Origin of the sequence: Methanothermobacter sp. (assembly GCF_030055425.1) — an archaeon.
In the GTDB taxonomy this organism is placed as follows: domain Archaea; phylum Methanobacteriota; class Methanobacteria; order Methanobacteriales; family Methanothermobacteraceae; genus Methanothermobacter.
In genome coordinates this window covers 75,905-99,466 of sequence record NZ_JASFYE010000004.1, presented here as the reverse complement: position 1 = coordinate 99,466, position 23,562 = coordinate 75,905, and the positions used below count along the sequence as shown (strand labels likewise).

The following is a 23,562-nucleotide window of genomic DNA, read 5'->3' as shown; positions in this document are numbered from 1 at the left end:
AATGTGGCATGAACTCACCGTAACCTTCCAGTTAAGGAGTCCCCTGCACATAGGATACCTCCCTTCCAGAAGCTCCATATTCTCACCCACAAGGTACTATGTTCCAGGGAGGACACTGTGGGGAGCCCTGACACGGAGCATAACGGAATCAATCCACCGGCACCCTGGGGGAGCTGATTACAGATCTATTGGCCATATACTGAGAGAGAATTTCAGGTTCTCCTACTTCTATGTCCATGATGGTAGAACATATTATCTTCCAGAGTACAGGGATCATGGTTTGATTTATGGTGGACTTGATATATATGAATTTGAGGGGCGATTCATCGCAAGTACCGTCTCAACAGCACTGAGGGGTGGTGTGGTCCTTAAGGGGTCACTCCATGAAACCGAATACATAAACAACATATTCCACGACGGCGAAAAGGTGGAAAAAACGAGGATAATGGGTTGTATATGGGTAAAGAACAGCCCCCTCAATCTTGAAATCCGAAAGGATGGGATATTCATCGGTGACATCAACATTCTCCATGAACTGACCCTGGGTGGCGAGTCAAAGTATGGCTTTGGAAAGGTGGTTCTCGAGTCCATCAGGAGTGGCGGGACACCCTTCAGGGTTGACGTTTCTAATGACATCCAAATTTCAGATGAATTTCTCAGGGGTCATATGAGGTACACTCATGGCCTTAAATTCAATGGGGATCTCGAGTTAGTCTCTGGAAGGGCTTACTTTGATCCTGAAAGAAGTAATAGACCTTCTGAAAAACCAGGAGGGGTAATCATAAAACCTGAGTACTATCTGACCCCTGGCACTCAAATTGAGGATTATGAGGAAGCCAGTCTCTGCTGGGATGGTAGTATCAAATTTCCGGGTTTACACTAATGTTTCATCTCTGCACCCAAAACCCAGTTCCACAGGATTCTGTATTATAATAATCTTATTTTATAATAAAAGCGTATTAATCATCCGGGACGGAAACTATATATAATCCATTTTTTAAAATTTACTTGAAATATTTTAAAATAAACCTGAAAAGGTGAGTCTGTGAAGAAACATACTGTATACGCTGCACTTTTGATACTTCTCTTTGCAGCAACTGGAACATCATTCGCAGAGAACAGTACCCTGGACAGTGGAAATCAGACCATACCTGAGATACTCATAGTGAGTTCAAGTCCAAATGAAATCGCCCTTATAAAGAGGGTAGCAAATGACACCGACATCAGAAACATCATAAGGGTAAGAGCGGAGAGCGGTAGAACCGAGAGCAACCTGACATACAACATAACAGGGGATGTCATAATATTCGGTACAAGAAGCGGCCTTGCATCACCTGTATGGGAGTCACTCAGCGGTAAACTGAGAGATGCGAAGAACAGGGGCTCAACCATCATGATCTGCGTGGAACCATCTGGAAGAAGCAGCTACGGACCAATACTGGATCTTCAGACCGTGAACACCTCGGATCCCCGCTTCAACGAGACCCTCAGATACCTCAACTATACCAGTGAGAGGAACCTCAAGAACCTCATCCTCTACCTCGCAGCGTCATTCTGCAAACTCAGCGTAACTGCAGGGGCACCGGAAAAGAGGCCGCTCTGGGGTATATACCACCCGGAAGCACCTAAGATATTCGGCAACCTCACAGAGTATATGGAATGGTACAGCCAGAGTGGAAGGTACCATTCCGGCTCCCCAACAGTGGGAATACTGAGTACAGAGTACACAGACATGGCAAGGGACGGGCCCCTCATGGATGCCCTTGTAAGGGCATTCGAGGCCAGGAACGTCAATGTCATAGTATCAACCTACACCTATAGGGACCCCAATTCACTGAACTACATCATGAAGGACGGGAGAGCGATCATAGACGCAGCCATAGTCCTCTCAAGGGGCGCGACACTCAACTCCCAGAACTGGACAGCAGGAGGATTGTGATTACATACTACAGTGAAGGAGGAGGCAAGGCCAATGTTGGGGCTGACATCGATTACTATCTCAACGCCCAGGCAAGCATAGCAGGGATACTCAGGGAAATGGGGAACCGTGGCTACAACCTTGGTAACAGTACTTTACCCTCTGAAACGGAACTTGCACGGTTAATGGCAGAACTTGGAAGCAACATCGGCACATGGGCGCTTGGTGAACTTGAAAGGCGAGTGAAATCAGGTCAGGTCACGCTGATACCCGAGGCCGAGTACCTGAAATGGTTCAGTGAACTTCCCCCAAGCATGCAGAGGGAGGTCACAGAGGCCTGGGGCCCGGCACCAGGTAACATGATGGTCTACAGGAACAGCACAGGGAAATACATCGTCATACCCACCCTGCAGTTCGGGAACATCCTTCTTGCCCCTGAACCTGTCTGGGGCTGGCTGCAGGATAACAACACGCTCTACAGCACAGGGAAACTCCCACCCACCCATAACCTCCTTGCATTCTACTGGTGGATTAGGAGGGTCTACAGTGCAGACGCCATACTTTCAGTGTTCAGTCTTGTCCCTCTCATGCCAGGAAAACAGGAGGGACTCTCAAGCAGAGACTGGGGCGCTGTCCTCCTCCAGGATATGCCCATAATCCATGTGCTACCCATGGACGCCCCGGCAATCTTTGACAGGAGAAGGGCCAGCATGCTGATCATAAACTTCATGACCCCTGTACTTATACCCTCCGGACTCTACGGAAACCTCTCAGAACTCTATGAAAACATAAAACTCTACAGGGAAACCGTTGACGGAACGCTCAGAGCAGGCTACATGGACACAATAATAAATCAGAGCAGAGCAATCGGTTTCAACTATACCGGGGGAAGCTTTGAGGAATTCCTCTCAAAGGTCACAGCATACCTGGATAACATCAGAAAGAGCTACATACCCTATGGCCCCCATGTCCTTGGAAGGGCCCCTGAAGGCAGTGAACTCATACAGCTCCTCATTGCAATGCTACCTGGCATGGATGATTCCCTGACTGAGAAACTCCTGAGGGAGGTTGTCCTGAATAACCGCACCCCCGAGGAGGCCCAGATTAGGGTGACAGGCAGTGTGAATGCAACTATAACCGGGTACCTCAACCTTGCAGTGGACTACGCCCAGAGGATCCGCGGATGCACAGCTGAGGTAACATCCATACTCAACGCCCTTGAAGGTGGATACATAACACCAGGACCCCGGGGTGACCCCATAAGGAACCCCGATGCACTCCCCACTGGAAGAAACCCGTATCCATTCGACTCAAGAATCATACCCACAAGGACCGCATGGGAGACCGCAGTGAAACTCGTGGACAGCTTCCTCTCGAATTACCTCAGGGAGCACGGAGCCTACCCATCAAAGGTCGCCCATGTCCTCTGGGCCTCTGAAACCATGAGACACCAGGGCGTCATGGAGGCAGAGATACTCTACCTCATGGGTGTTAAACCGATATGGGACTCAAGGGGAAGGGTCAAGGATGTTGAGCTCATGAGAAACCTCACAAGGCCACGCATCGATGTCATGATGGTTACATCCGGACTCTACAGGGACCTCCATATGGACATAATATCACTGCTTGACAGAGCCGTTAAACTCGCAGCAGAGGCCAGTGACACCCCCAATTACGTAAGGGATAACTCCGAGGCTATCTACAGGAAACTTCGGCTGGATGGTTACAGCCAAGATGATGCTAGGAAACTTTCACTTCTCAGGATATTCTCTGAGGAACCCGGTGCATATTCACCTGGCCTACAGGAGGCGATACCCGCTAGTGACACGTGGAGCAACAGAACCCAGCTTGCCGACTTCTACCTTGAGAGAGTCTCAGCTGCATACGGCGCCAACATCACAGGGGTCAGGGTGCCATCAGTGTTCAGGGAGAACCTCAGGGATGTCTGCGTGGCAATGTTCAGCAGGAGCTCAAACCTCTACGGGGCACTGGAACACCCCATGGTGGCTGCCTACTTTGGTGGTCTCAGCATGGCAGTTGAAAGGGTTTCAGGCGTAAAACCGGCGATGTACATAAATAATCTCAGGGCCGATGCCAGGATAGAGCCAATGGAACAGTTCCTTTCAAGGGACCTCACAACCAGGTACTTCAACCCCAGATGGCTTGAGGGAATGATGAAGGCCGGTTACGACGGTGCAAGGTACATGGACGCATTCGTGGAGAACCTCTGGATGTGGCAGATCACAAACCCAGAACTTGTATCACAGTCTGACTGGGACAGGGTGTACAGCATCTACATGAGGGACAGCTATGGCCTGGGCCTCAGGGAATTCTTTGGCACATCAAACCCCTACGCAAGGGCTTCCATCGCTGCCAGGCTCCTTGAAACAGTGCGTAAGGGTTACTGGTCACCATCAGCTGACGTTAAGGCCTACCTTGCCAATGAATACATCACCATGGTGAACCAGTATGGGGTGGTCTGCTGCCATCACACCTGCGCCAACATAGTGCTTAACCGGTGGATAGTGAGTCTTTCAACACTCAACAGTGCCGCCATTGAGAAGTTCAGGCATACAATGGCCGCCACCTGGAGTGAGAGCATACCATCCGACGGAGTACCCTCCACCGGTGCTGGGGGACATTCCACGCAGGAAGGTTCATCTCCAGGTGTTTTCGGAAGTAAGACCTCAGATACGTCCTCAGGAAACCCATACTCAAGGGGAGATTCAACATCCTCCACGACAATCTCAACAGAGGCCGGTAAAAGTAACGCAAGGGCCTATGAGGTTTCTGCATCATCGCAGGGAAATTCTGAAACATCCCAGATGCCACTATACGCACTTACAGGTGTAGTTGCAATAGTGGCACTCCTTGCTGCAGGTTACTTCCTCAGTGGACGAAGGATCAACTGATCCCACAGTCAGGGCGATCGGAGAGTTCACAGATGATGCTAGGGCGTGGAGGGGTAAACTACCCCCAATTTATTTTTTTAGAATAGCAGCAGAATACGCATATCCGGAAAGTTTCGCCTCTGAAATTCTTCTTTAAGTCTCCTTGCAACCAGAAAACCCAGCTTTGTAGTTGCAAAATTGTCTGGTTTTCTGTAATACCTTATAAGACCCTTTCTCCTCAGTGAATCAATTGCCCTATCGGCCTCAGGAAGTGTATCATCCCTCAGCTTCTTCCTGATTGTCTGTCTTGTGAAGTTCTTGTTGGCGGATCCACCTATACGGCCCACAACGGTCATGACCTCCCTTTCAGCAGGATCCATTAATCTATAATCAGCTCAACCTCATCCATGAGGACTGCTATCATAATTCAATATGTATATATATTATCGTATGCATTTGTGAATCTTAATTTCAGTGAATTAGATAAATTTATACGTAAATCCTGTGATATATGTGTAGTGAATGATAAATTGAAAATAAATTACTGAAGGTGATTTTCAGTGACCTGTGTGCTCAGGGAAATATTCGGGGATACAAACAGAGTATCCATACTTGAGGAGCTCCTGGAAAACTGGGGCCACTACCTGAAGGTCCCGGAGATCGCAAGGATGATTGACGCGACCGAAAAGACCGTCTACAACCATGTGAATGAACTCATGGAGATTGGATTACTTGAAAAAAGGGAGGGAAAGGCTGCAGCCTACAGACTGAAGATGGACGATAGAAGGGTCGTATGCCTTGCAATCCTTGAAAGTGAGGAGTATATCAGGAAAATCGATGAGATTACAGGGAAAATGAATGAAGAACCCATGGGGACAACTGCCGGAAGAATGTCCCCTGCACATTACAGCCTTAATGAGTCAGGAAAACACACACTGACCATCTCATCAACCGGCTAGGGTGGGAAATGTGGTTGAAGTCCCCATTGTGATATCCTCAGAACTCAATACCATCTACATAACAGGTGCCCTTGGGGGGTTTTCATCAAATGAATTCCGCGTCCTTCTCTTCTCTGAGGAGCTATTCCCCAGGGACGAGGAAACAGAAATATCGAAGATCAGTGCCTGCCGTGTCGTGGAGAATGAGGTGAGGATGTCACCGGAAACAGCGAAGGAACTTGCAGTGTGGCTCATGGAGCAGGTTAAGGAATACGAGAGGACCTTCGGGAAAATCAGGTCCCCCAACTCCAAGGGGCAGCAGCCCTAGAAGATGCTTGATGCCAGACCCATGACCACATAGCATGATGTGTTCATAAAGGGAAGATCAGTCCCCGTACCTCCTGAGCCTCCCTATGAATAGCCTTGCCCAGAGGTAGGCTATGAGGCTTCCCCCGATGTCACCTGCAACCACACCCCACCAGACACCAACCTCACCGAATCCCAGGATCACACCGAGGAGGTAGGCGAATACCGCCACCAGGAGGACCTGCCTTATAGCCGAGAGTGCGAGGGATGTGAGCCCCCTCCCGGCCCCCTGGAAGATGGAACCTGACATTATACCCGGTGGTAGGAAGAGGTAGAAGAGGCAGATAACCCTCAGGAACAGGGTTATCCTTGGTGCCAGGTCCGCAGAGGCCTGGGAGTACGAGAATACCCATGAGATCCAGGGGGCAAGTACGAATGTGAGGAGTGCCGTGGCAGCGGCTATCACAAGCCCCAGCCTTATGGAGTAACCGTGGACCACCTCAAGGTTTCTGAAGTTCCTTGAACCATAGGCAACCCCTGAGACACTCACAAGGGCCGTTGCAACTGATATCACAGGTACGATGGCCAGCATGACTATCCTCCACCCCGCCGAGTACACCGCAACTGCACTGGTACCCCCGACGGCTGTGAGTATCCCGTTGAGTACCGCTGTTACGAGGGACATGACAAAGAACTCTGCACTGGCAGGTAATGTCACAGAGAGTATTGAGAGGGCAACCCCACGGTCGGGTCTGAAGTGCTTCATCCCGATGGAGGTGTAGGTCCCCCCACCCAGGAACCAGTAGAGTACAACGACTGAAATCGCAAACTGGGATATCACCGTGGCCCAGGCCGCACCTGCTATACCCCACCCCGCCGTGTATATGAGGAGGGGGTCGAGGACCATGTTGAGGACCGCTGAGAGGCCCATGGCATACATTGGCCTCTTCGCATCACCCTCGGATCTGAGTATCCCGTAGGCGGCCCCTGTGAAGAGTGTGAATATGGTACCCGCGAATACCACGCTACCGTACTGGAACGCGGGTTCGAGTGCCTCCCCTGCCCCCAGGGAGAGGAGTATGTCGCCGAGGAGGAGTTCAAGGACCACTGTGATCACAACTGAAGCAGCTGCTGTTATTATGACCGTGTGGGTTGCGCTGTTGTTGACGCCCTCGGTGTCACCTGCACCAAGGTACCTTGAGACCGATGATGCCGCCCCGGCCCCGAGGCCATTGGATAGCCCCACGAGTACCATGTAGAGGGGTGTCACGAAACCTATGGCTGCCAGTGCCTCTCCACCGAGGCCAGCCACCCATACCGCGTCCACCAGGTTGTAGATGGATGTGAGGAGCATCGCGATTATCATCGGCCCTGAGAGTTTCAGGAGGGCCCTCCTCGGGTCCCCCCTCATTATCTTAACGCCCTCTGTCATCTTCCACGCCCCTTATCTTCATTGCATCCTCTGCGAGTCTCCTGCACAATTCCATTAGGGTATCCCTCTCCTCATCTGTGAGGTTCTCAAATAGGAGGTCAGTCCACCTGTCCTCAACCTCCCTTATGAGGGGTATCAGTTCCTCCCCCTGAGCTGTGAGGCTCAGCATGTACCTCCTCCTGTTTCGGGGGTCCTGTTTTCTCATGATGAGTCCCCGCTCCTCCAGGCGCCTTGTGATCCTGGCTATGGTGCCCTTGTCCACCTGGAAGAACCAGGAGAGTTCATCCTGTGTAACACCCGGTTGCCTGTGGATCCTGAAGAGGCAGGCCACCTGGGCGTCTGTGAGTTTCAGGCTGGATAACTCCCTTGCCACAAATACGCGGTGGCTTCTGAGTATTATGGATAGGAGCCCCCTGAAGGGTATGTCGCTGTCGATCATCACTTCATCCCCAGTGTTCTGATACTGAAGTTATCTGGATGGCACCATATAAATGTTGTCATGGCAACTGTTGCAGCTGCAACATAAATGTATATTAAGCCATCAAGTCATATCAAATAATGCAGAAATAGTTATCTGTGAACTGCAGGTGAGATCTGATGACCTCAGTTAAACTTGAGCTTCCAGTAAAGATTGAAAAAGAGGGAAACCTGTTCGTGGCGATATGTGAGCCCTTCAACATAGCCAGTCAGGGCAGCAGCAAAGAAATTGCTCTTGAGAACATTCGGGAGGCGCTTGAACTCTTCCTTAGCGACGAGGATGTTCTTGAAATGTATCAGGACCTTATAAGCAGTTACACTGTACCTGAAAAAGAGGAACATGTGAGCGTTAAGATAGATGGCTGGCAAAAAAGGAAAACTGTCAGGAGTGAAGCTCTGTAAGATCCTCCAGAAAGAGGGATTTACGTATTCTGGAGGAAAGGGTAGTCATGTGAAACTCAAAAAGATAGATGAAAATGGGAAGAAACTCATTGTGATCATACCTCTTCATGATGAAATCGCCCCCGGAACCCTGAAATCAATTCTTAAACAGGCTGAGCTCACATATCCAGAATTCATGAAGCTCATGAATTCCAGAAAAAGAACATGAATGTCTATTTCTCAGAACCATGAAAAACCTGAATCCTGAAACCCTCCACCTCAACAGGTCTGCTGGCCTCAAGCAGCCCCATGAGCTCATCCGGCCTGTAGAGGAGGCTGTACTTAATATGGGCCGCCACATCCTCAGGGAGGTGCTCTATGAACTTGTTCTTAACCATCCTGTCAAGCCTGTCATGGAGCCTGAGGGGGAAGTCCTCCTCAGAGATGATGGATGGGATCTCCTTCAGAGTGGAAGCCACATCATCATAGTCGACCTTTGCCCTGAAGCGCGCTGCGAAGGCATCATCCCTGACCATGTATGCATCATGCTCCATTCTGAATATATCTGAGATGAGGCCGTTAACCCTCTCCCCTCCAAAGGTGTGGATCTCCACATCAGAACCGACACTCACAGGGATAACATCCCTGGTTAAACCTGCGGCAGAGGCCCTTGCCATCGCAGATAGGACCCTCTCCCTTGATGCGTCATCCAGCCACCTGAGGAGGTCCCGGTTGAAGTTTCCAAGGAGGATGTCATAGGCGTGCCTTGCAACCTCAAAGCTCACCGGGGCACCGCCACCACTCCAGTCAGGTATACTGGCATTCCTTGAGCAGGGCTTAACCTTAACTATGAATTTTTCATGGTCTATCTCCCTCACAATCCAGTTTTCACCACCAAGCACAAATCCCCTGCCCTCCTCAAGGTATTTTACAGCGAAGAATGCGTCAAGGGTTCCTATGGTCTTTGTTCCGTGCTTAACAGTGAACTCATAGGTGGGGTAGAACACAGAGTAGAACTCAAGGAAGTTCATCTTACCGAAGACCTTCTCAAAGTTGAAGCCATGGTAGAGGTAGCTTCCATGTTTCCTTATAAAGTCACTCTCACCCATGAAGTCAAGTAGGTGCCTGAAGTCCCCTTGACTTATATCAGAGAACACATGGGCCCTCCCAAGGCCCCTGTATATCTCTGCGGGCCCCGGTTTTTCAATCTCAAACACCGAGCTCAGGATCTGGTGGAAGTATATGTCAAGGGGCCTTCCGGGTATCCTGAGCATCTCAAGTTTACCTGAAAGTGCCAGTGAGACAACCGAGAGGGCGAGGAGTACCTCACCCTCATGGAATATGATGGTCCTCTGGTTGCCGCTCCTCCTGCCGCTCCGCCCGGTCCTCTGGAGGAACTGGTTCACGGTTGTTGGGCTCCGCAGGTGCACCACCACGTCGATGTCACCCACATCTATACCAAGCTCCAGTGTACTGGTGCTCACCATGAAGGCCGCTGAGATGGATTTGAATTTCTCCTCTGCCTCCTCCCTTGACTCCCTGTTCAGGGAGGAGTGGTGTATGAAGACGTCCACATCCAGACACCTTCTTATGATGTTGTAGTACTTCTCAGCCTCCCTCCGTGATGGGACGAAGATGAGGACCTTCCTGCCGGTTAACCTCCTTAAAACATCAATGACCCCCGCCTCTCCACCAGAGAATATCCTGTACTGGAGTCTCCTATCAGAGTTCTCCTTTACAACAACCCCCGAGGGGCTCATCCACTCAAGGACATCTTCGGGGTTTCCAACCGTTGCAGAGAGCCCTATCCTCTGGGGCCTCACATCGGTGTACCTCTCAAGCCTTGCCAGGAGGGAGTTCAGCTGGACACCCCTGTCTGACTCTATGAAGTAGTGGATCTCATCCACTATGATGTAGCGGAGGTTCCTGAAGATCCTCTCCCTCTCATCCCGGCTCCTGTTCACCATGATGACCTCAAGGGACTCTGGTGTTATGAGGAGGATGTCCGCGGGGTTCCTGATGAACCTCCGCTTGGTGTCCGGCGGGACATCCCCGTGCCACTTCATGACCTCAAGGTTGAAGTGGTTGCCCCAGTACTCCAGTCTGCTGTGCATGTCATTTATGAGTGCCTTGAGGGGTGAGACATAGAGCAGGCTGACCGGTGGGAGGCCCTCTGTGAGTATGGAGTTGAAGACGGGTATCATGGCGGCCTCGGTCTTACCAGAGGCTGTGGGTGCAACTATGAGGGTGTCCTCCCCCCTACCTATGGCTTCAAGGGCGGATTTCTGCACGTCCCTCAGCCTCCTCCAGCCGAGCCTGTTGGCGAGGAAGTGCCTGAGGCGGGGGTTGAGTGATTCGGAGGACATCAGAGTACACCCTGACTAAACCCAGTCCTCGTCCTCGAACTCCTCAAACTCCATCTCCTTCTCCTCAAAGAGGTCAAGGATCTCCTCCTCGCTTCGGAGTTCAGGGTTCTGCTGGACAACATCAAGGACACTTATGAATGATTTAACAAAGTTTCTCGGTGAAATGTAACCTGTGAGTTCCGCGTTGGCCTCATGCCTTGCTATTATACCCTCAAGGGACTCCCTGACAGGTTTAGCCTCCCACTCGTAGACCTCCTCGTGCATACTTATGAGGCGATCTGACAGCTCCATGAGGTTGTCCTTCTTGAAGCCGTCAAGCCTTATTATGGGTTTTCTGAGGTCCTTGAATTCCGTGTTGAGGACGTCCTCTATCCTCTCATTCAGTGCGGTGTAGGATGGCACACCCATCTTGGGGTCCTCAAAGAACTCGGGGGTCCCTGCGAATATGAAGAGGGTGTTGTGGAATCTGCCGAGGCTGCACTCATCGTATATGAACCTCATGTAGTCGTAGGCTGTGTCCCTCAGCTTCTTTGTGTGTAGGGTCATTATGTGCTCTGCCTCGTCTATGAGTATTATGAGCCCTGAGTAGTTGAGTGCCCTGAGGAATGAGGAGAGGGCCTCAAGGTACTTGAAGGCGTTTTCCCGGTCAATGTCACCCTTGACACCGAACTGCCTCTTTATGGTGTAGGGTATGTTCTTCTCACCGCTGAGCCAGGCCATTGCATACTTTGCTGTCTCCTGGTCACCCCGTGCAGAGAGCTTGTAGTAGTTCTCTATTGCAGCAGCGAAGGTTGTGGCGTGTTTACGGACCTCCTTGAGGTCATTGTTTATGTTGTCTATCACTATCCTCTCCTGCTGGTAGGGGTCCGTGGTTTCCCTTAGGGCCATCATGCGGAGCTGTGTGGTCCACTTTTCAATTATGTGCTCGAGGGATGTGCCTGTCTTGCAGCGGAGCGAGGCGACGATGCTCCTGTAGACGACCTCGAACTTGTTGAAGGGGACGTCCCTGCTGAGTGTTACCTTGGCGACGACGAAGTTGTCTGCAAGGGCCCTCTCCTCAAGAAGTTTCAGGAAAAAGGACTTCCCCGACCCGAATTCACCGTTGAGGAACCTTGTTACCGCGGCCCCATCCTTAACCTTACCGAATATCTTGTCGAACTCCTCCAGTTCCCTTTCACGCCCGACACATATCTCGCCCACCCCCTCCGGGGGGACGTTGCCATTTTTAAGGGCATTTATGATACTCTCTGCATTCATATTAAGCCTCCTATTCCAGGGATATCAATCCAAAGTCTCTTCCAGCCCCTCTGCTGTTGTAGAGTGTTACTATCCTCTCAGGATCCCGTGAAGGGTAGTGTTTTATACCGGTCCTCCAGGCGTTGATTGAGTAGAATTCCTCGAGTTCATCATATGATTTGTTAATCCCGTAGGACTGGATGAATTCATCAAGGAGCTTTATGAAGGATTTTATCTCCATCTGCTTCCGGCCATCGGCCTTTCTGAGCATGCTGTGGAGGCCCATGATGGAGTTCAGAATGAATTCATCCATGCTGAAGGATACCTCCTCAAGGTAGGCGGGGAATTTCTCTATGAACTTTGCCCTGGACCTTATGGTCCTGAAATCAGCCTCATCTATCTTTCTGTACTCAGATTTCGTTGCTGATGACCATTTTTTAGAATCAAAGGAAACAAGTTTATCCTTGAATTTAACTAATGGTATGGGGGGGTTGAAGAACTTTATACCCTTGAGCTTCAGCTTCCGGGGGGATTCATAGTAATCATAGAGGGTTTCCGGGTCACTGTACACACTTTCAACCATGGTGTATGCAACAAATGAGAGTGTCCTCCGACCATTGAGGGGGATCGGCTTGAAGAGGAATATCCTGTCACCTGATCGGATTTCATTTATAAGTTTACCCCTCTTCCTCACGGAGCCAATCACGAGGTTCTTGGATATATCTTCAAGGACATCATCATCTATTCTGTGAAGCCAGTATCTGGACTTACCCCTGGGGACCAGCCTTTTCTGTTTTATTATGTAAAAACCCCCTTTTATGGCATTAAAGTCATTTAAATGTTTCTAAAAATTGATAGATAAATTTTTTTATAACCCTGTAAATGTTAATGATTTAAGTAGCTGTAAAAACATTAAATTATACTGTATTGAGGGGAGTATGCCATATGAATAACTGCGTCCTCTGCTGTAGAGAATCAGATAAACTTTTATGCCTGTCCTGCGGCAGTGAATCATCTTCTTCATCCTGTGAAAACTGCAGCCCTGAGAACCTGGGCGTCTGCAGGGAATGCTACGATAAATATCGAATTTTAAAGGCCATTGAAACACTTCAGGCAAGGGAACCCTTCAACTTCGATGACTTTAAGGATGAGGAGGAACTCGGCTCCTTGCTATTCTGGATTCTCCTAAGGGAGGGATTCATAAAGAAGCATGTCAGCAGTGAAGGGAACGGGTTCATAAAGAATCAGGGATTCAACGGCTTCAGAACCCTTTACGTGTTATCTGAAAAATGCGATGACTTCATGGAACTCAACCTGGGCTTCAAATCTGCAGCCGAATCACTTCTCAGGACCACAGTGAGATCTGAAGAATCCATGAACGAATCTCATGATTCAGCCAGGGATGAACCTCATCCTGAAAACCTGAATGATGACCTCCGGACCCATGAAGCCGGATCTGATGGTAACCCCGAAGCCCTGAAAACGGGGATACTGGAGAATGAACCCGTGCCCCCCACCAGAACGGAGGAAACGGATCAGCCAATAGATGAAGAAGCTCCAGCGGTAGAATCCCATCAGCGAAAAGATTTATTACCTGAAGTACCCGTCAGTAGCCTTGAACTCTGTTCTGGATGCAGGAAAGAACTTGAAACCGAAACTGAGAGGTCCCAGGGTATCTGCAGGGAATGCTCAAGGAGACTCTATGCCCTTGAATCCCTTGAAAGGATCCTCACAATTTTTGAAGCCGGTGATGAGATTAACGTTGCCGTTTACACAGCCGGGATGGATGACGTGGACAGGACACAATTCACAGCCATGATCTGGATACTCGAAGAGTTCAACCTCCTTGAGCAGGACGGGGACTCAGGTAACTACAGGTTAAAACCCGAAGAGGAGGTCCAGGAGTTCATCATAGAGAACGTGGAGCTTAAAAGGCTCAGATCAGTACAGGATGAGCCAGCCCAGACCGAAAGCACTGCGGCCCCTGAGGAGGGTGAACTGGAGTGCTCAGTGTGCGGGGAGGTGAAGCCCGCCACAGAATTCAATTCATCCGATGGAACCTCCCCCATGTGCAGGGAATGCTCAAGGAGGCGCTGCGCTGCAGATGCCCTCGCTGAGATAAGAAAGCTTGTTGAACCAGGCGTTGAATTTGCTGTTGACGACATCATAGAAAATGAGGATGAGAGGGTTATGATCACTGGCCATATCTGGCTGCTGCAGGATTTTGACCTCATCGAGAGCAACCCGGCCTTCGAAACCTACACACTTAAACCGGACGAGGAACTCAGAGCCTTCCACGAGGCCTATGGCGAAGGGGAACTTGTTACAGAATCAGATATGATCAGAACCTGCCCAATATGCGGCAGAAAACTCAAGAAATCCAGCTTCTACAGTACAATCGACGGAAAACGGGATGAGTGCCGGGAATGCTATGACCGGATACTGGCATGGGACATATTCAGGGACATGAGGGAGGTCGTGGGTGAAGGGCCCTTCAGAAGGGAGGACCTGGCTGAACACTTTGATGAGCCCGGGACCCTGGATGCCGGGATCTGGACCCTTCAGGAGCATGACCTCATTGAGGAGGGCCCCGAGGGATTCATTCTTAAACACAAACCTGAAATTGAGGAGCTCTACCTCCGGTACCATGGATCAGGTGCTGAAGAAACCCTGGACACACTGACTGTGAAGCAAGAAGAAACCCCGGTTACAGGAATAGAACAAGAAATAACAGCAGAACCTGTCACCTCAGAGGACACTACCCACAGAAAGGAGATAATCTACATAAACCCCACCGGTGAAAGCCTCAACCTCATGATGAACGGACTTGTGAGTGGTAATGGTCTCATGGATACCATGAATGAACTGGGGGACCTCCTACCATCAATGAAGAAGTGCATGATACTGAGGAATGATGAGTGTTTTGAACTACTCATTGAACTGACTGTAGAGAAGGAATCACTTGATGACATCCTTGGGGTCCTTGAGGCCATGAACTGGGAGAACAGAGTCCGGGAAAACAGCTGATCAGATCAAACCCACATATTCCAGCACATCGGTTGTCTTCTCCCTGAGGACCTCCTTTGACCTCTCATAGCAGAGTTCAACAACCTCCTCAAGGTCTTCCTCTCCCTCCCAGTACTCTGAGAGGAACTCGTAGCCATAGACGTCCGCCAGGATCCTTATGACGTAGGCTGTTATGAAGATATCGTCAATGTACCCGTAGGCACCGTAGACCGTCTCGGGGATTACATCCATGGGTACAACATAGTAGGCTATTGCCGCGCTTATTTTGAGTTTGAGCTGGCTCTTGAGGTGCTCATAGCCCAGAAAGTCCGCGAGGAGCTTGAAGAGTTTCGGGCCATGGTCTATGAAGGATGCGTATTCCCCGTTGAAGGACTCAAGGTTCTCAACCAGCACATCATAGAAATCCTTAAAATCTGCCTCTGTCATGGAAACCACTGTAATTCTCTTGGCCCTGATGATACTTATCCTTTACCCTTCATCTCACGCCAGATGGACTCCACGTCCGGGTCTCCACCAGACAGCTTGCCTGTGAATTCACCTATCTTCACCATAGCATGTACCGGTGCCATGAGTCCAGCCACGACAGCCTCACCGATATTCAGGACGGTAGATTTGAGTTCCCACTTTGCCTCACTGGCCCTCTGAACATGGATCTGATCATTTCAGCAGCATTATTAATCTGGCTGTGAAAGTACATGACCAGCAATTTAAGATATATGAGGATCATAGTAACCATATGGATGAATCTATCAGAACCCGCATTGATGAGTTCCTCCGTGTGATCATGGGTTTCGAGGACGCTGAGAGGGTCAGGTTCATAATACTCTATGGCTCAGCCCTCAGGGGGGAGGGTTGGTCTGATATAGACCTTGCAGTGTACTATGATGGAACCCCTGATGAGGCAGCGGATTTCAGGCTGAGGGTCCTCTGTGAGGTGGATGAAATATTCGATGTCCAGATATTCCAGCAGCTCCCACTCTATGTGAGGATCCAGGTACTAAGGGGTGAGGTCGTATACTGTGACAGTGAGGGGTTCCTCCATGACATTGCATGGGAGACCATTAAGGAGTTCGATGACTTCAAACACCGCTTCTATGATTACATCGGCCTGGCCCCCATGAGGTGAATATCATGATAAGAAAGGCCATCATACTCACGAAGATAAGTGAGATTGAGGAAAGCGTGAATCTCATAGAAGATAACCTTCCTGAAACATTTGAGGAGTTCCAGGGCCTTGGACTTGTAAGGGATGGAATGTACAGGAGGCTTGAGTTTGCTGTTGAAAATGTCTTTGACATATGTTCCATCCTCAACTCCGACCTGAAACTCGGTGTCCCCGGATCAGATGGTGATGTGCTTGAGAACCTCCTTGGAGCCGGGACAATAGACGAGGAAACCTTCAGGAAGGTAAAGGCAATGAGGGGATTCAGAAACATCGTGGTCCACAGGTATGGTAAGATAGACGACCGTATAACATTCAGGATCCTCAGGGAACACCTCCGGGATTTCCATGAATTCACCGAAAAGATCAGGAAAATCCTTGAGACCCTAGAATAAATGAATTAAGACAGAAAATAAATAAAAGAGTTTTAAATTGTTATATCCCCCGGTAGCCTGCCGTTTGCACCGTAGAACGCAATTACCCTGCTGTATATGTATACAAGGCCAACGAAGCTCACCTGCCCATAGGATGTTGAGGCGTACCTGGGTGCCCTTCCCTGGCTGTTTATGAAGTTCCTGATACTTACTGCCACTGACACGTAGGCTGGCCTTGAGAGCTTACCTGACCTCCAGTTGCCTGTGCTACCAAGGTATCCAACGGCCCGTGGTTTCAGTGGATTCTGGTTTCCTGAGTTGAGCTGTACCGTGGCGCGTGCAAGTAAATCCAGGAACTGGGCCATTGAGTACCTCTTTGATGCAATTGTGACAGATGCTGGTAGTTTACGGTAGCGTGCATAGTGGTTCCTCACACTCAGGGCGGCGGCTGCAATCTGTTTAACAGTTAAACCCTGGGATTTAACCGTAACCGTCCTTGCAGGAAGGCCCCCCACTGTCACCATGTACACACCATCCCTGGTTATGGTGTAGTTGAACCTCACATCCCCTGATTCACCAGCAGCAAGTGAGATTACCGTTGACGCAACCGGAACCGAATTTACAAGTAACTCGGCACGGTAATCACCCGGGGCCTCACCTGTATTCCTGACCCTGGCAGAGACGCTGATCCTGAGGGGAACAGTACCGGAGAGTGGGCCCACAGTGAGGTTTGAGAGTTCAAATGCCGCCTTCCTGAGGACCCTGAGGTCTGCCCTGGATGAACTGTTACTGAGGAGTTCATCACCCTGAAACTCTGCAGTCACATTGTAGAGACCCGGCGGGAATATGCCTGGAAGGTTGAGGGTTGCCCATCCCTCGGAATCGGTGGTTGAACTTCCCATGTGAACCCCATCTATCCTGAAAATGATGACCTTACCTGGGATTGGGTTCTGTGCAATTAAAAGCGCCCTTAAATTGAATGCATCACCCTCAACAGTTTCAGAGTCCTGCACTGTGATGGATGATGGAACCTTGAGGACATCCACATCCACTGGGGCGCTTTCAGAGTCAAGGGTTGCTGTCACCGTCACTTTACCCGGTGCTGCCAGACCTGTTAGTGTTGAGCTTGCAGTTCCATGGGACATCACAGCATCCTCGATGCTCCTGCGGTGGCCGAAAAGTCCACATTACCTGTGTAGGGGACGAAGAACGTGTCATGGTATCCGCCGTCAGTGTCATGCCTCAGGTCGGCTGTTATGAGTGAGGTGCCCCCTGCAGCAACAGCCGCTGGATCTGCAACCAGTGTAAGGACGATCCATGGCGTTGCAGTAACGTCACCCGCTGTGAGTTCCGTGAAGTCCGGTGTGCTGGACCCCCACCAGTTGAACCTGGCATCCACCCCAGGGCCGTCCTCACAGAACACATCGGCGCCAGGGTTGTTCAGGATGCGGCAGAAGCTGATCCTTGTAATGGTGAAGTAGCTGAGGACCGCTGATCCCTGCCCCCATGTCTCTGCAAGGTTACCTGTGAACGTGGACTCTGTGATATCTGCCAGGACTGCCATGACATTGCTTATACCTCCACCGGCAAAGCCTGCACTGTTATCTGTGAATGTGCTCCTGCTAACTGTCAGATTCCCATAATTGTTCCTGATTGCCCCGCCATGTTCCCCTGCGATGTTCCCCTCAAAGGTGCACCCTGATACCCTGGCGTTAACGTTTTCAGCAAGGATACCTGCACCGTAATCTGCAAGGTTTGACCTGAAAGGTGAGTCTGAGACCTCTAAATTCAGGGATGAATCGTCAGTGGTTCTTAGTGCCGAAATACCCCCACCATAGCGTGCGGTGTTGTACATGAACATGGAGCCGGTCACGGTAACCGTGATCTCCGTGCCGTCAGCTACCCACACATATAACCCGCCGCCATTGCTGTCTGCGGTGTTCATTGCAATGGTGGAGTCGCATATGACTGTATCTCCCCCGGTGTAAATCGCGCCGCCCGCTTCTGCATGGCCAAGGGCAAATGATGAGTCCCTGATGTTAAGGGATGAGTATGGGGCGCTGTATATGGACCCCCCACACCCCAAGGCCTCATTCTCATTGAAGGTTGATTCTGTAACCTCAAGGACCCCCTTACTGTATACTGCACCACCATCCTCTGCGCTGTTCTCCATGAGGTGGCTTTCAGCCAGTTTCACTGTACCGTCACTGTAGATGGCGCCGCCCCCAGCGGCGGTGTTGCTCATTAGTAGGCAGTTTTCCACCTGGAGCTCGCCATGGTTCATCACCGCCCCGCCCTCAAATGCACTGCCATTCCTCACTGTGAGGTTCCTGAGGACCAGGACCGCGCCGGAGGACACATTGAAGGCCCTGCCCATTGCCTCGCAGTCTATCACCGTGCCGGTGGTTGACTGGCCGGTGATGGTGAGGTTCCTGTCTATCACTACGTTCCTGTTACCATCACCCCTGTATTCACCATCTGCGAGCCAGATCCTGTCACCTGAGGCCGCGGAGAGGGTCGCGTTTCCAATGGTTGCCTTGGCAGCCGCCCATGAGAGCCCATCATTATCATCGGACCCCCCGGTGGCGTTGACATAGATGTCAGCTGCAGAGGCGGTTCCTGATAAAATGAGGAGCACTGCAATGGCAGCTATTACATACAGATGTTTTATCATTTACCTATCTCCTGCTATCTGCACATTGAATGTGCATATATATACTATGGTTTGATCTGGTTAAAGGTTTTTTCAAAAAAGCAAGCTGAAAATTTTAAATGATGGAAATAGATAATATGATATGGCTAAATAATTTTGAAGAGAAGGTTAACTGATCCTCCAGATAACAAATAAGGGTATGCTTAATCAGACAGTTCCTCCAGATACCTGGCAACAAATACAGCAAACTTCTCTATATCCTCCAGGTCCCGTTGAAGGTAGAGATAAACCCTCTCAACATCTATTTCCGCATACATATGAACCAGTATGTTCCTGAAACCAGCTGCTGGTGCAAATTTATCTGCAAAATCCCCTGGAAGAACCCCTATTTCTCCAAGTATCTCTATGACCTCCCTGTATGTCTCAGGTTTTCTCGCCCTCTCCCATGATATGATCATCTCACCGATATCCAGACAGCACTCTATGGAAACCTCAAGGTACCTTTCAACTGCCCCCCTGAGGGTGACGTCCTTTTTAAGGTCCTCAAGTGAATGTGATCTGTAATTCCTGAGTATCCCCAGGTACTCCCGGAGTTTCTCGAGTTTCGATAGTACCTCATCCTTCACTTCAAACCCTCACTTGCCATCATCCTGAGCGCCAGTCTGGTGTGCCTGTCGTTATGGTACCTTCTATCAAGGTACTCTGACATGATACGTCCCTCGAACCTCACCCTCTCCTCCTCACTGTCCTTCAGGACTATTCCATCCCTGATTATGCTGTAATTCAGGGAAAGTGGCGCCCGGTTCATTATGACAAGGTCCACCCTGTCTGTTCGGAGTGCTGATACAAGTTCATCTATGAGTTCCAGCTGAAAATTGAGGTCATCGTATCCCTTCAGGGGTTCCTTCAGGAGAACACCGATGTCAAAGTCCCCGAGGGGTCCCTTATCCCCCCTTGCAGTGGAGCCAAAGAGGTATGCAATGCTGACCTCATCCCTTTTTTCCAGAACTTCCACAAGTTTTTCCATTTTCTGGTCGTCAATACCCATCATGGTTCCACTTGATAATTCTGAATCACATCAAAGTTTTTCCATTTTCTGGTCGTCAATACCCATCATGGTTCCACTTGATAATTCTGAATCACATCATATATAAGGTACCGGCCAGGGGATTAACTTCGTAATAGAGAACTATTACGCAGGTCAGCTCTCCAGGGACCATAACCGTCCTCCAATCACAGATTTTTATTTGCCATGTTAAGTTTTAATGATGAAATAAAAATATAAAAATTTAAATTATATGATTCAATACTATTACTGTTCAGTTATAAGGTGGTTAAATGTCGATGGATTCCAATGGTAGTGATAGGAAAACTGGAAAGTTTGCCGGCTGGTGGAACCGCAGGGGACCACTCACAAGGGCCTCCATCATCGTCCTTGGGGTGATCATCTGGTCCGCCGCCTTATATTCCTATGGTTACGATAAGGGTCTTGCTGGAGCCATAGAATACGAAAAGGACTCCTTCCAGGTGAACATTGTGAACTACACAATCCAGAAGGGCCAGGATGGGTTATATGAGATCCAGGGGGAAATCCAGAACAACTATGATAAACCCATACTGCTCAACCCAAGCCTGGAAGTGAAGGGATTTAACTCCAGTGGTGAAATGGTACTGTACGCCCCCCTATTCATAACCGGTTCAGGGGAAATAAGGCCGGGGGAGAAGGTGAAGTTCAGGGGAGATTGCCCCATCTTTGAGGGTTACAGCCCCGATGATATCCTCATTGGGATTAAAACAGAATGTTCCGGCTATGCATGGGCATAGAAAGGTGATCTGAATGGCTGAGGATTTCCGTGAAGAAAATAATGGAAACTTTTTCATGCGCTGGTGGAGGAGGAGGGGGACCTTCACAAAGGCAGGTATAGTGGTATCCCTCATCATAATATGGGGGTTCTTGATGTTCATGATGGGTCACAGCGATGGGTCATCCTATTTCTACAACCTCCACATGGGGGATGTCCAGGCAGAGGTGCTCAACTACACAGTACTGGTTGATCCCAGCGGAGGCTACGTGGTGGAGGGGGTGGTCCAGAACAGGTACAGGGCCACACTCCTACTGGACTATGTATGGGTCAAGGGCTATAACTCAGATGGAGAGGTCATCGCCCTTGGAATGGCTCCGCTCTTCACCAATTCATCCACGGTAAAGACTCTGAGACCAGGAGAAACCGCCTACTTTAAAACAACAGATTGGGCATTTGAGGATGGATACTACCCTGAGGATATAGCCTCCTTTGGTTTAACAGCCAGGGGTAACCTATTAACACCATCAGGGACTTTATGTGGGATGAAGATAGAGTGATCTGACGTGCTCCTTTCCATCATGTGAGGAGCAGGGTGAGAAAGAGGGATATCGCCAGGCACATGAGAAACAAAATTCCAACTGTACAGCAGCATGCAGAGATATCCTTTGCCTCCTCAGGAACCGTCATTCATCACCACCACATCAATTTTATAGACCTAAGAGTTCCTTGAGCCTTTCTTTAATCGTCCGCTCCCTCTCCAGAATAAAGTTATCATAATCATCATCTAGAAGGTATTGCATTGCCCTCTCTGAAATGAAGTGTGTATTCATGACCTCTCTCAACTGACTTTCATCGAGATCTATTTTTCTGAGGTATTCCGATGGTCTTCTGTGATTTATTTTTTCATTTGTCTCATCCAGAATGAGGGTCTTGTTGAGTATGCAATCACGCGTGGATTTAAAGAGGGATGATTCTGGCAGGTTTTTGATGTTCTTTGGAAATATGTGGTGGTCATGTACCTTCTCAGCCCTGTAGGTCCCGGTATCAATTGTTCTTCCTGTAAAGAAATCCCTGACGCCATTCAGCGCAAGTAAACACATGATGCCTTTATAAAGCGCTGACCCCATCTTTATGTTTCTGAAATCCAGTTTGTCTATCCGTTCAGGACTTATATTTCTTATCCTTCTGATAACCGATTCGTCTTTTTTATCAAACCATTTCTTAAAGTCCCTGTAATCCTCTGACATTATACTGTCTGATGATCCGCTGTAGCTTTCAAGGATAACCGCAGACCAGAACCATCTGGAAAGGGTCTCATTGAATTTCCTCTCACTTATCTTATTAGTACCCAGTTCATCATACGTCCAGAGAATGGCTGCCATCACAGGGATCATTGTTGTGTTTGGTATAAATATATCTTTTATCGCGCCAAAATCATTTTTACCTGTATTTTTTATCCTTTCAACAGCTTTAGCTGTATATCTGTATGATTTATTCCATAATTCCATGAATTCTTCCTTATCTTTTACTATTGCGACTTTTTTCTGTTCATCCCTCTTTTTTATCTGATGTCCTGGGACAAGATAGTAAATATATTTCGAGGAACAGTAGTCCTGTTTGTAGAGTGAAACTGTTTTAAGGAGATATTCTCCCATTTTTGGGTGTATCCGTTTAATTTCCAGCCTATCATTCTGTTCCCAGATTTCTCTCAGATGAATGCCACGTGGAAACAGAAAGGCATTCATGAGGTCAAATGTTGATAGCCTCATTCCCTTCTGATTTATCCTGGCGAATATCTCACATATATCTGGCAGTTCTCTTTCCTTACCAAGTGTATGGGTTATAAAACCGTAATCAAGGATGTTTCTTATTTTAGCTATTTTATCGCGTGTTTCAAGAAAGCTTTAATTTCCTCAGGATCCACAAAATTTTTTGTGTATGAAGTTAACCATTCATTGAATTCTGAATTCAGAAACTTCCTATCCTGTAAGAGCGAAAGCGGGAATCTGTTGTTTTCTATCCATGTTTCCTTCCTCTCCTTTATCTCCTGCAATGACATGTATCGCCTGGAATACTCATAGTAGACTGCTTCTTCGTAGTCACCCTCAAGATACCTCGCTATATCAATGAAAAAACGGTAATAGGTATTCCTATTTGGGAACTTCTTTTCTGGACTGTAAATGGCATAATATAGGGATGATAATCTCTGCTGACCATCAAGAACCATTATAGATGGCTTCTCAGGTTTTCTGGCCCCCCATATAGGATCCCACTCCCCCATTGAAAACTCATCGGGCAGTTCCCAGAAAAGAAGAAGGCCCGTGTAGTAATCCTGTAATATAGAAACTATAAGTTCAGATACCATTTGAGGTTGCCACTCAAACTTCCTCTGGAAGAGCGGGATTGCATATTCTCCATTTTCAATTCCCCTTAGAAGATCATCCACACTCTTGACGTAACTTGGATCAACTGACACTCCCAACATCCCCTTAATTAAAAGTTCAATTATTTAGTTATATGTATAATTTCTGCATTTTGATTCTAGTTATGTTTTTGGATTTGAAATGGCTGAGACTTAGTAAAAACCGTTAAGTTC

25 protein-coding genes are annotated in these 23,562 nt (G+C 49.0%); 12 read left to right on the top strand and 13 right to left on the bottom strand.

Going from position 1 to position 23,562, the window contains the following annotated elements; all coding sequences use genetic code 11:
• Nucleotide 1: 1 nt before the first annotated feature.
• The 3 genes from QFX39_RS05640 to QFX39_RS05630 all read left to right on the top strand — a co-directional run bounded on the left by QFX39_RS05640 (nt 2) and on the right by QFX39_RS05630 (nt 4,830).
• Nucleotides 2-883, top strand: coding sequence for a hypothetical protein (locus QFX39_RS05640; protein ID WP_300478205.1), 882 nt, complete (start codon nt 2-4; stop codon nt 881-883).
• Nucleotides 884-1,045: 162 nt separating this feature from the next.
• Nucleotides 1,046-1,939 carry a cobaltochelatase subunit CobN gene (locus QFX39_RS05635; RefSeq protein WP_300478122.1) on the top strand — a complete coding sequence of 298 codons (894 nt, stop codon included), beginning with the start codon at nt 1,046-1,048 and terminating at the stop codon, nt 1,937-1,939.
• Entirely contained in the window at nt 1,936-4,830 is a 2,895-nt protein-coding gene (locus QFX39_RS05630; RefSeq protein ID WP_300478120.1) for a cobaltochelatase subunit CobN, read from the top strand. The genes QFX39_RS05635 and QFX39_RS05630 overlap by 4 nt, the downstream gene beginning before the upstream one ends.
• A 77-nt stretch (nt 4,831-4,907) precedes the next feature.
• On the opposite strand, the gene QFX39_RS05625 is transcribed toward QFX39_RS05630, so the two are convergent.
• Complete coding sequence (locus tag QFX39_RS05625) at nt 4,908-5,189, bottom strand: hypothetical protein (protein WP_300478119.1); 282 nt, start codon at nt 5,187-5,189, stop codon at nt 4,908-4,910.
• A gap of 180 nt (nt 5,190-5,369) precedes the next feature.
• Between QFX39_RS05625 and QFX39_RS05620 the strand changes: the two genes are divergently transcribed.
• Both QFX39_RS05620 and QFX39_RS05615 read left to right on the top strand, forming a co-directional pair.
• Nucleotides 5,370-5,768, top strand: coding sequence for a winged helix-turn-helix domain-containing protein (locus QFX39_RS05620; protein ID WP_300478118.1), 399 nt, complete (start codon nt 5,370-5,372; stop codon nt 5,766-5,768).
• 10 nt (nt 5,769-5,778) lie between these two features.
• A complete protein-coding gene (locus QFX39_RS05615) occupies nt 5,779-6,075 on the top strand; it encodes a DUF3467 domain-containing protein (protein WP_300478116.1) in 297 nt (98 codons plus the stop codon).
• Between the two features lie 57 nt (nt 6,076-6,132).
• On the opposite strand, the gene QFX39_RS05610 is transcribed toward QFX39_RS05615, so the two are convergent.
• A complete protein-coding gene (locus QFX39_RS05610; RefSeq protein WP_300478115.1) occupies nt 6,133-7,485 on the bottom strand; it encodes an MATE family efflux transporter in 1,353 nt (450 codons plus the stop codon).
• Entirely contained in the window at nt 7,469-7,924 is a 456-nt protein-coding gene (locus QFX39_RS05605) for a MarR family transcriptional regulator (RefSeq protein WP_300478203.1), read from the bottom strand. The genes QFX39_RS05610 and QFX39_RS05605 overlap by 17 nt, the downstream gene beginning before the upstream one ends.
• A gap of 158 nt (nt 7,925-8,082) precedes the next feature.
• Here QFX39_RS05605 and QFX39_RS05600 point away from each other — a divergent pair, with 158 nt between their 5' ends.
• Both QFX39_RS05600 and QFX39_RS05595 read left to right on the top strand, forming a co-directional pair.
• Nucleotides 8,083-8,364: a type II toxin-antitoxin system HicB family antitoxin gene (locus QFX39_RS05600; RefSeq protein WP_300478114.1), complete on the top strand. Its 282-nt coding sequence runs from the start codon at nt 8,083-8,085 to the stop codon at nt 8,362-8,364.
• Nucleotides 8,365-8,413: 49 nt separating this feature from the next.
• The gene (locus QFX39_RS05595; protein ID WP_300478112.1) at nt 8,414-8,572 is read left to right on the top strand and encodes a type II toxin-antitoxin system HicA family toxin; all 159 of its coding nucleotides are present in this window, start codon (nt 8,414-8,416) and stop codon (nt 8,570-8,572) included.
• A 4-nt stretch (nt 8,573-8,576) separates the two neighbouring features.
• Here the strand turns inward: QFX39_RS05595 and QFX39_RS05590 are convergent, their stop codons facing one another.
• The 3 genes from QFX39_RS05590 to QFX39_RS05580 are packed head-to-tail and all read right to left on the bottom strand — an operon-like array spanning nt 8,577 to nt 12,639.
• Nucleotides 8,577-10,709: a DEAD/DEAH box helicase gene (locus tag QFX39_RS05590; protein ID WP_300478111.1), complete on the bottom strand. Its 2,133-nt coding sequence runs from the start codon at nt 10,707-10,709 to the stop codon at nt 8,577-8,579.
• Between the two features lie 15 nt (nt 10,710-10,724).
• Entirely contained in the window at nt 10,725-11,966 is a 1,242-nt protein-coding gene (locus tag QFX39_RS05585; protein ID WP_300478109.1) for a BREX system ATP-binding domain-containing protein, read from the bottom strand.
• 10 nt (nt 11,967-11,976) lie between these two features.
• Nucleotides 11,977-12,639, bottom strand: coding sequence for a hypothetical protein (locus QFX39_RS05580; protein WP_013295568.1), 663 nt, complete (start codon nt 12,637-12,639; stop codon nt 11,977-11,979).
• A 251-nt stretch (nt 12,640-12,890) separates the two neighbouring features.
• Between QFX39_RS05580 and QFX39_RS05575 the strand changes: the two genes are divergently transcribed.
• Nucleotides 12,891-14,972: a hypothetical protein gene (locus QFX39_RS05575; protein ID WP_300478108.1), complete on the top strand. Its 2,082-nt coding sequence runs from the start codon at nt 12,891-12,893 to the stop codon at nt 14,970-14,972.
• Here the strand turns inward: QFX39_RS05575 and QFX39_RS05570 are convergent, their stop codons facing one another.
• Nucleotides 14,973-15,398, bottom strand: coding sequence for a YkvA family protein (locus QFX39_RS05570; RefSeq protein WP_013295566.1), 426 nt, complete (start codon nt 15,396-15,398; stop codon nt 14,973-14,975).
• Nucleotides 15,399-15,708: 310 nt separating this feature from the next.
• Here QFX39_RS05570 and QFX39_RS05565 point away from each other — a divergent pair, with 310 nt between their 5' ends.
• Nucleotides 15,709-16,098: a nucleotidyltransferase domain-containing protein gene (locus QFX39_RS05565; protein ID WP_300478105.1), complete on the top strand. Its 390-nt coding sequence runs from the start codon at nt 15,709-15,711 to the stop codon at nt 16,096-16,098.
• A gap of 5 nt (nt 16,099-16,103) precedes the next feature.
• On the top strand, nt 16,104-16,529 hold the full coding sequence (locus QFX39_RS05560; RefSeq protein WP_300478104.1) for a DUF86 domain-containing protein: 426 nt from the start codon (nt 16,104-16,106) through the stop codon (nt 16,527-16,529).
• Between the two features lie 32 nt (nt 16,530-16,561).
• Here QFX39_RS05560 and QFX39_RS05555 read toward each other — a convergent pair whose 3' ends face one another.
• The 4 genes from QFX39_RS05555 to QFX39_RS05540 all read right to left on the bottom strand — a co-directional run bounded on the left by QFX39_RS05555 (nt 16,562) and on the right by QFX39_RS05540 (nt 20,212).
• Complete coding sequence (locus tag QFX39_RS05555) at nt 16,562-17,653, bottom strand: pseudomurein-binding repeat-containing protein (protein ID WP_300478103.1); 1,092 nt, start codon at nt 17,651-17,653, stop codon at nt 16,562-16,564.
• Nucleotides 17,653-19,182, bottom strand: coding sequence for a hypothetical protein (locus tag QFX39_RS05550; RefSeq protein ID WP_300478102.1), 1,530 nt, complete (start codon nt 19,180-19,182; stop codon nt 17,653-17,655). Before QFX39_RS05550 ends, QFX39_RS05555 begins: the two co-directional genes overlap by 1 nt.
• Nucleotides 19,183-19,364: 182 nt before the next feature.
• The gene (locus QFX39_RS05545) at nt 19,365-19,787 is read right to left on the bottom strand and encodes a DUF86 domain-containing protein (protein ID WP_300478101.1); all 423 of its coding nucleotides are present in this window, start codon (nt 19,785-19,787) and stop codon (nt 19,365-19,367) included.
• Nucleotides 19,784-20,212 carry a nucleotidyltransferase domain-containing protein gene (locus QFX39_RS05540; RefSeq protein WP_300478099.1) on the bottom strand — a complete coding sequence of 143 codons (429 nt, stop codon included), beginning with the start codon at nt 20,210-20,212 and terminating at the stop codon, nt 19,784-19,786. The genes QFX39_RS05545 and QFX39_RS05540 overlap by 4 nt, the downstream gene beginning before the upstream one ends.
• 287 nt (nt 20,213-20,499) lie before the next feature.
• On the opposite strand from QFX39_RS05540, the gene QFX39_RS05535 reads away from it, so the two are divergent.
• Together QFX39_RS05535 and QFX39_RS05530 are read left to right on the top strand one after the other, a co-directional pair.
• Nucleotides 20,500-20,985, top strand: a complete 486-nt coding sequence (locus QFX39_RS05535; RefSeq protein ID WP_300478097.1) for a hypothetical protein — start codon at nt 20,500-20,502, stop codon at nt 20,983-20,985.
• 13 nt (nt 20,986-20,998) lie between these two features.
• Complete coding sequence (locus QFX39_RS05530) at nt 20,999-21,523, top strand: hypothetical protein (protein WP_300478095.1); 525 nt, start codon at nt 20,999-21,001, stop codon at nt 21,521-21,523.
• 150 nt (nt 21,524-21,673) lie between these two features.
• On the opposite strand, the gene QFX39_RS05525 is transcribed toward QFX39_RS05530, so the two are convergent.
• Together QFX39_RS05525 and QFX39_RS05520 are read right to left on the bottom strand one after the other, a co-directional pair.
• On the bottom strand, nt 21,674-22,735 hold the full coding sequence (locus QFX39_RS05525) for a hypothetical protein (RefSeq protein ID WP_300478093.1): 1,062 nt from the start codon (nt 22,733-22,735) through the stop codon (nt 21,674-21,676).
• Between the two features lie 107 nt (nt 22,736-22,842).
• A complete protein-coding gene (locus QFX39_RS05520) occupies nt 22,843-23,442 on the bottom strand; it encodes a DUF262 domain-containing protein (RefSeq protein WP_300478091.1) in 600 nt (199 codons plus the stop codon).
• Nucleotides 23,443-23,562: the final 120 nt, after the last annotated feature.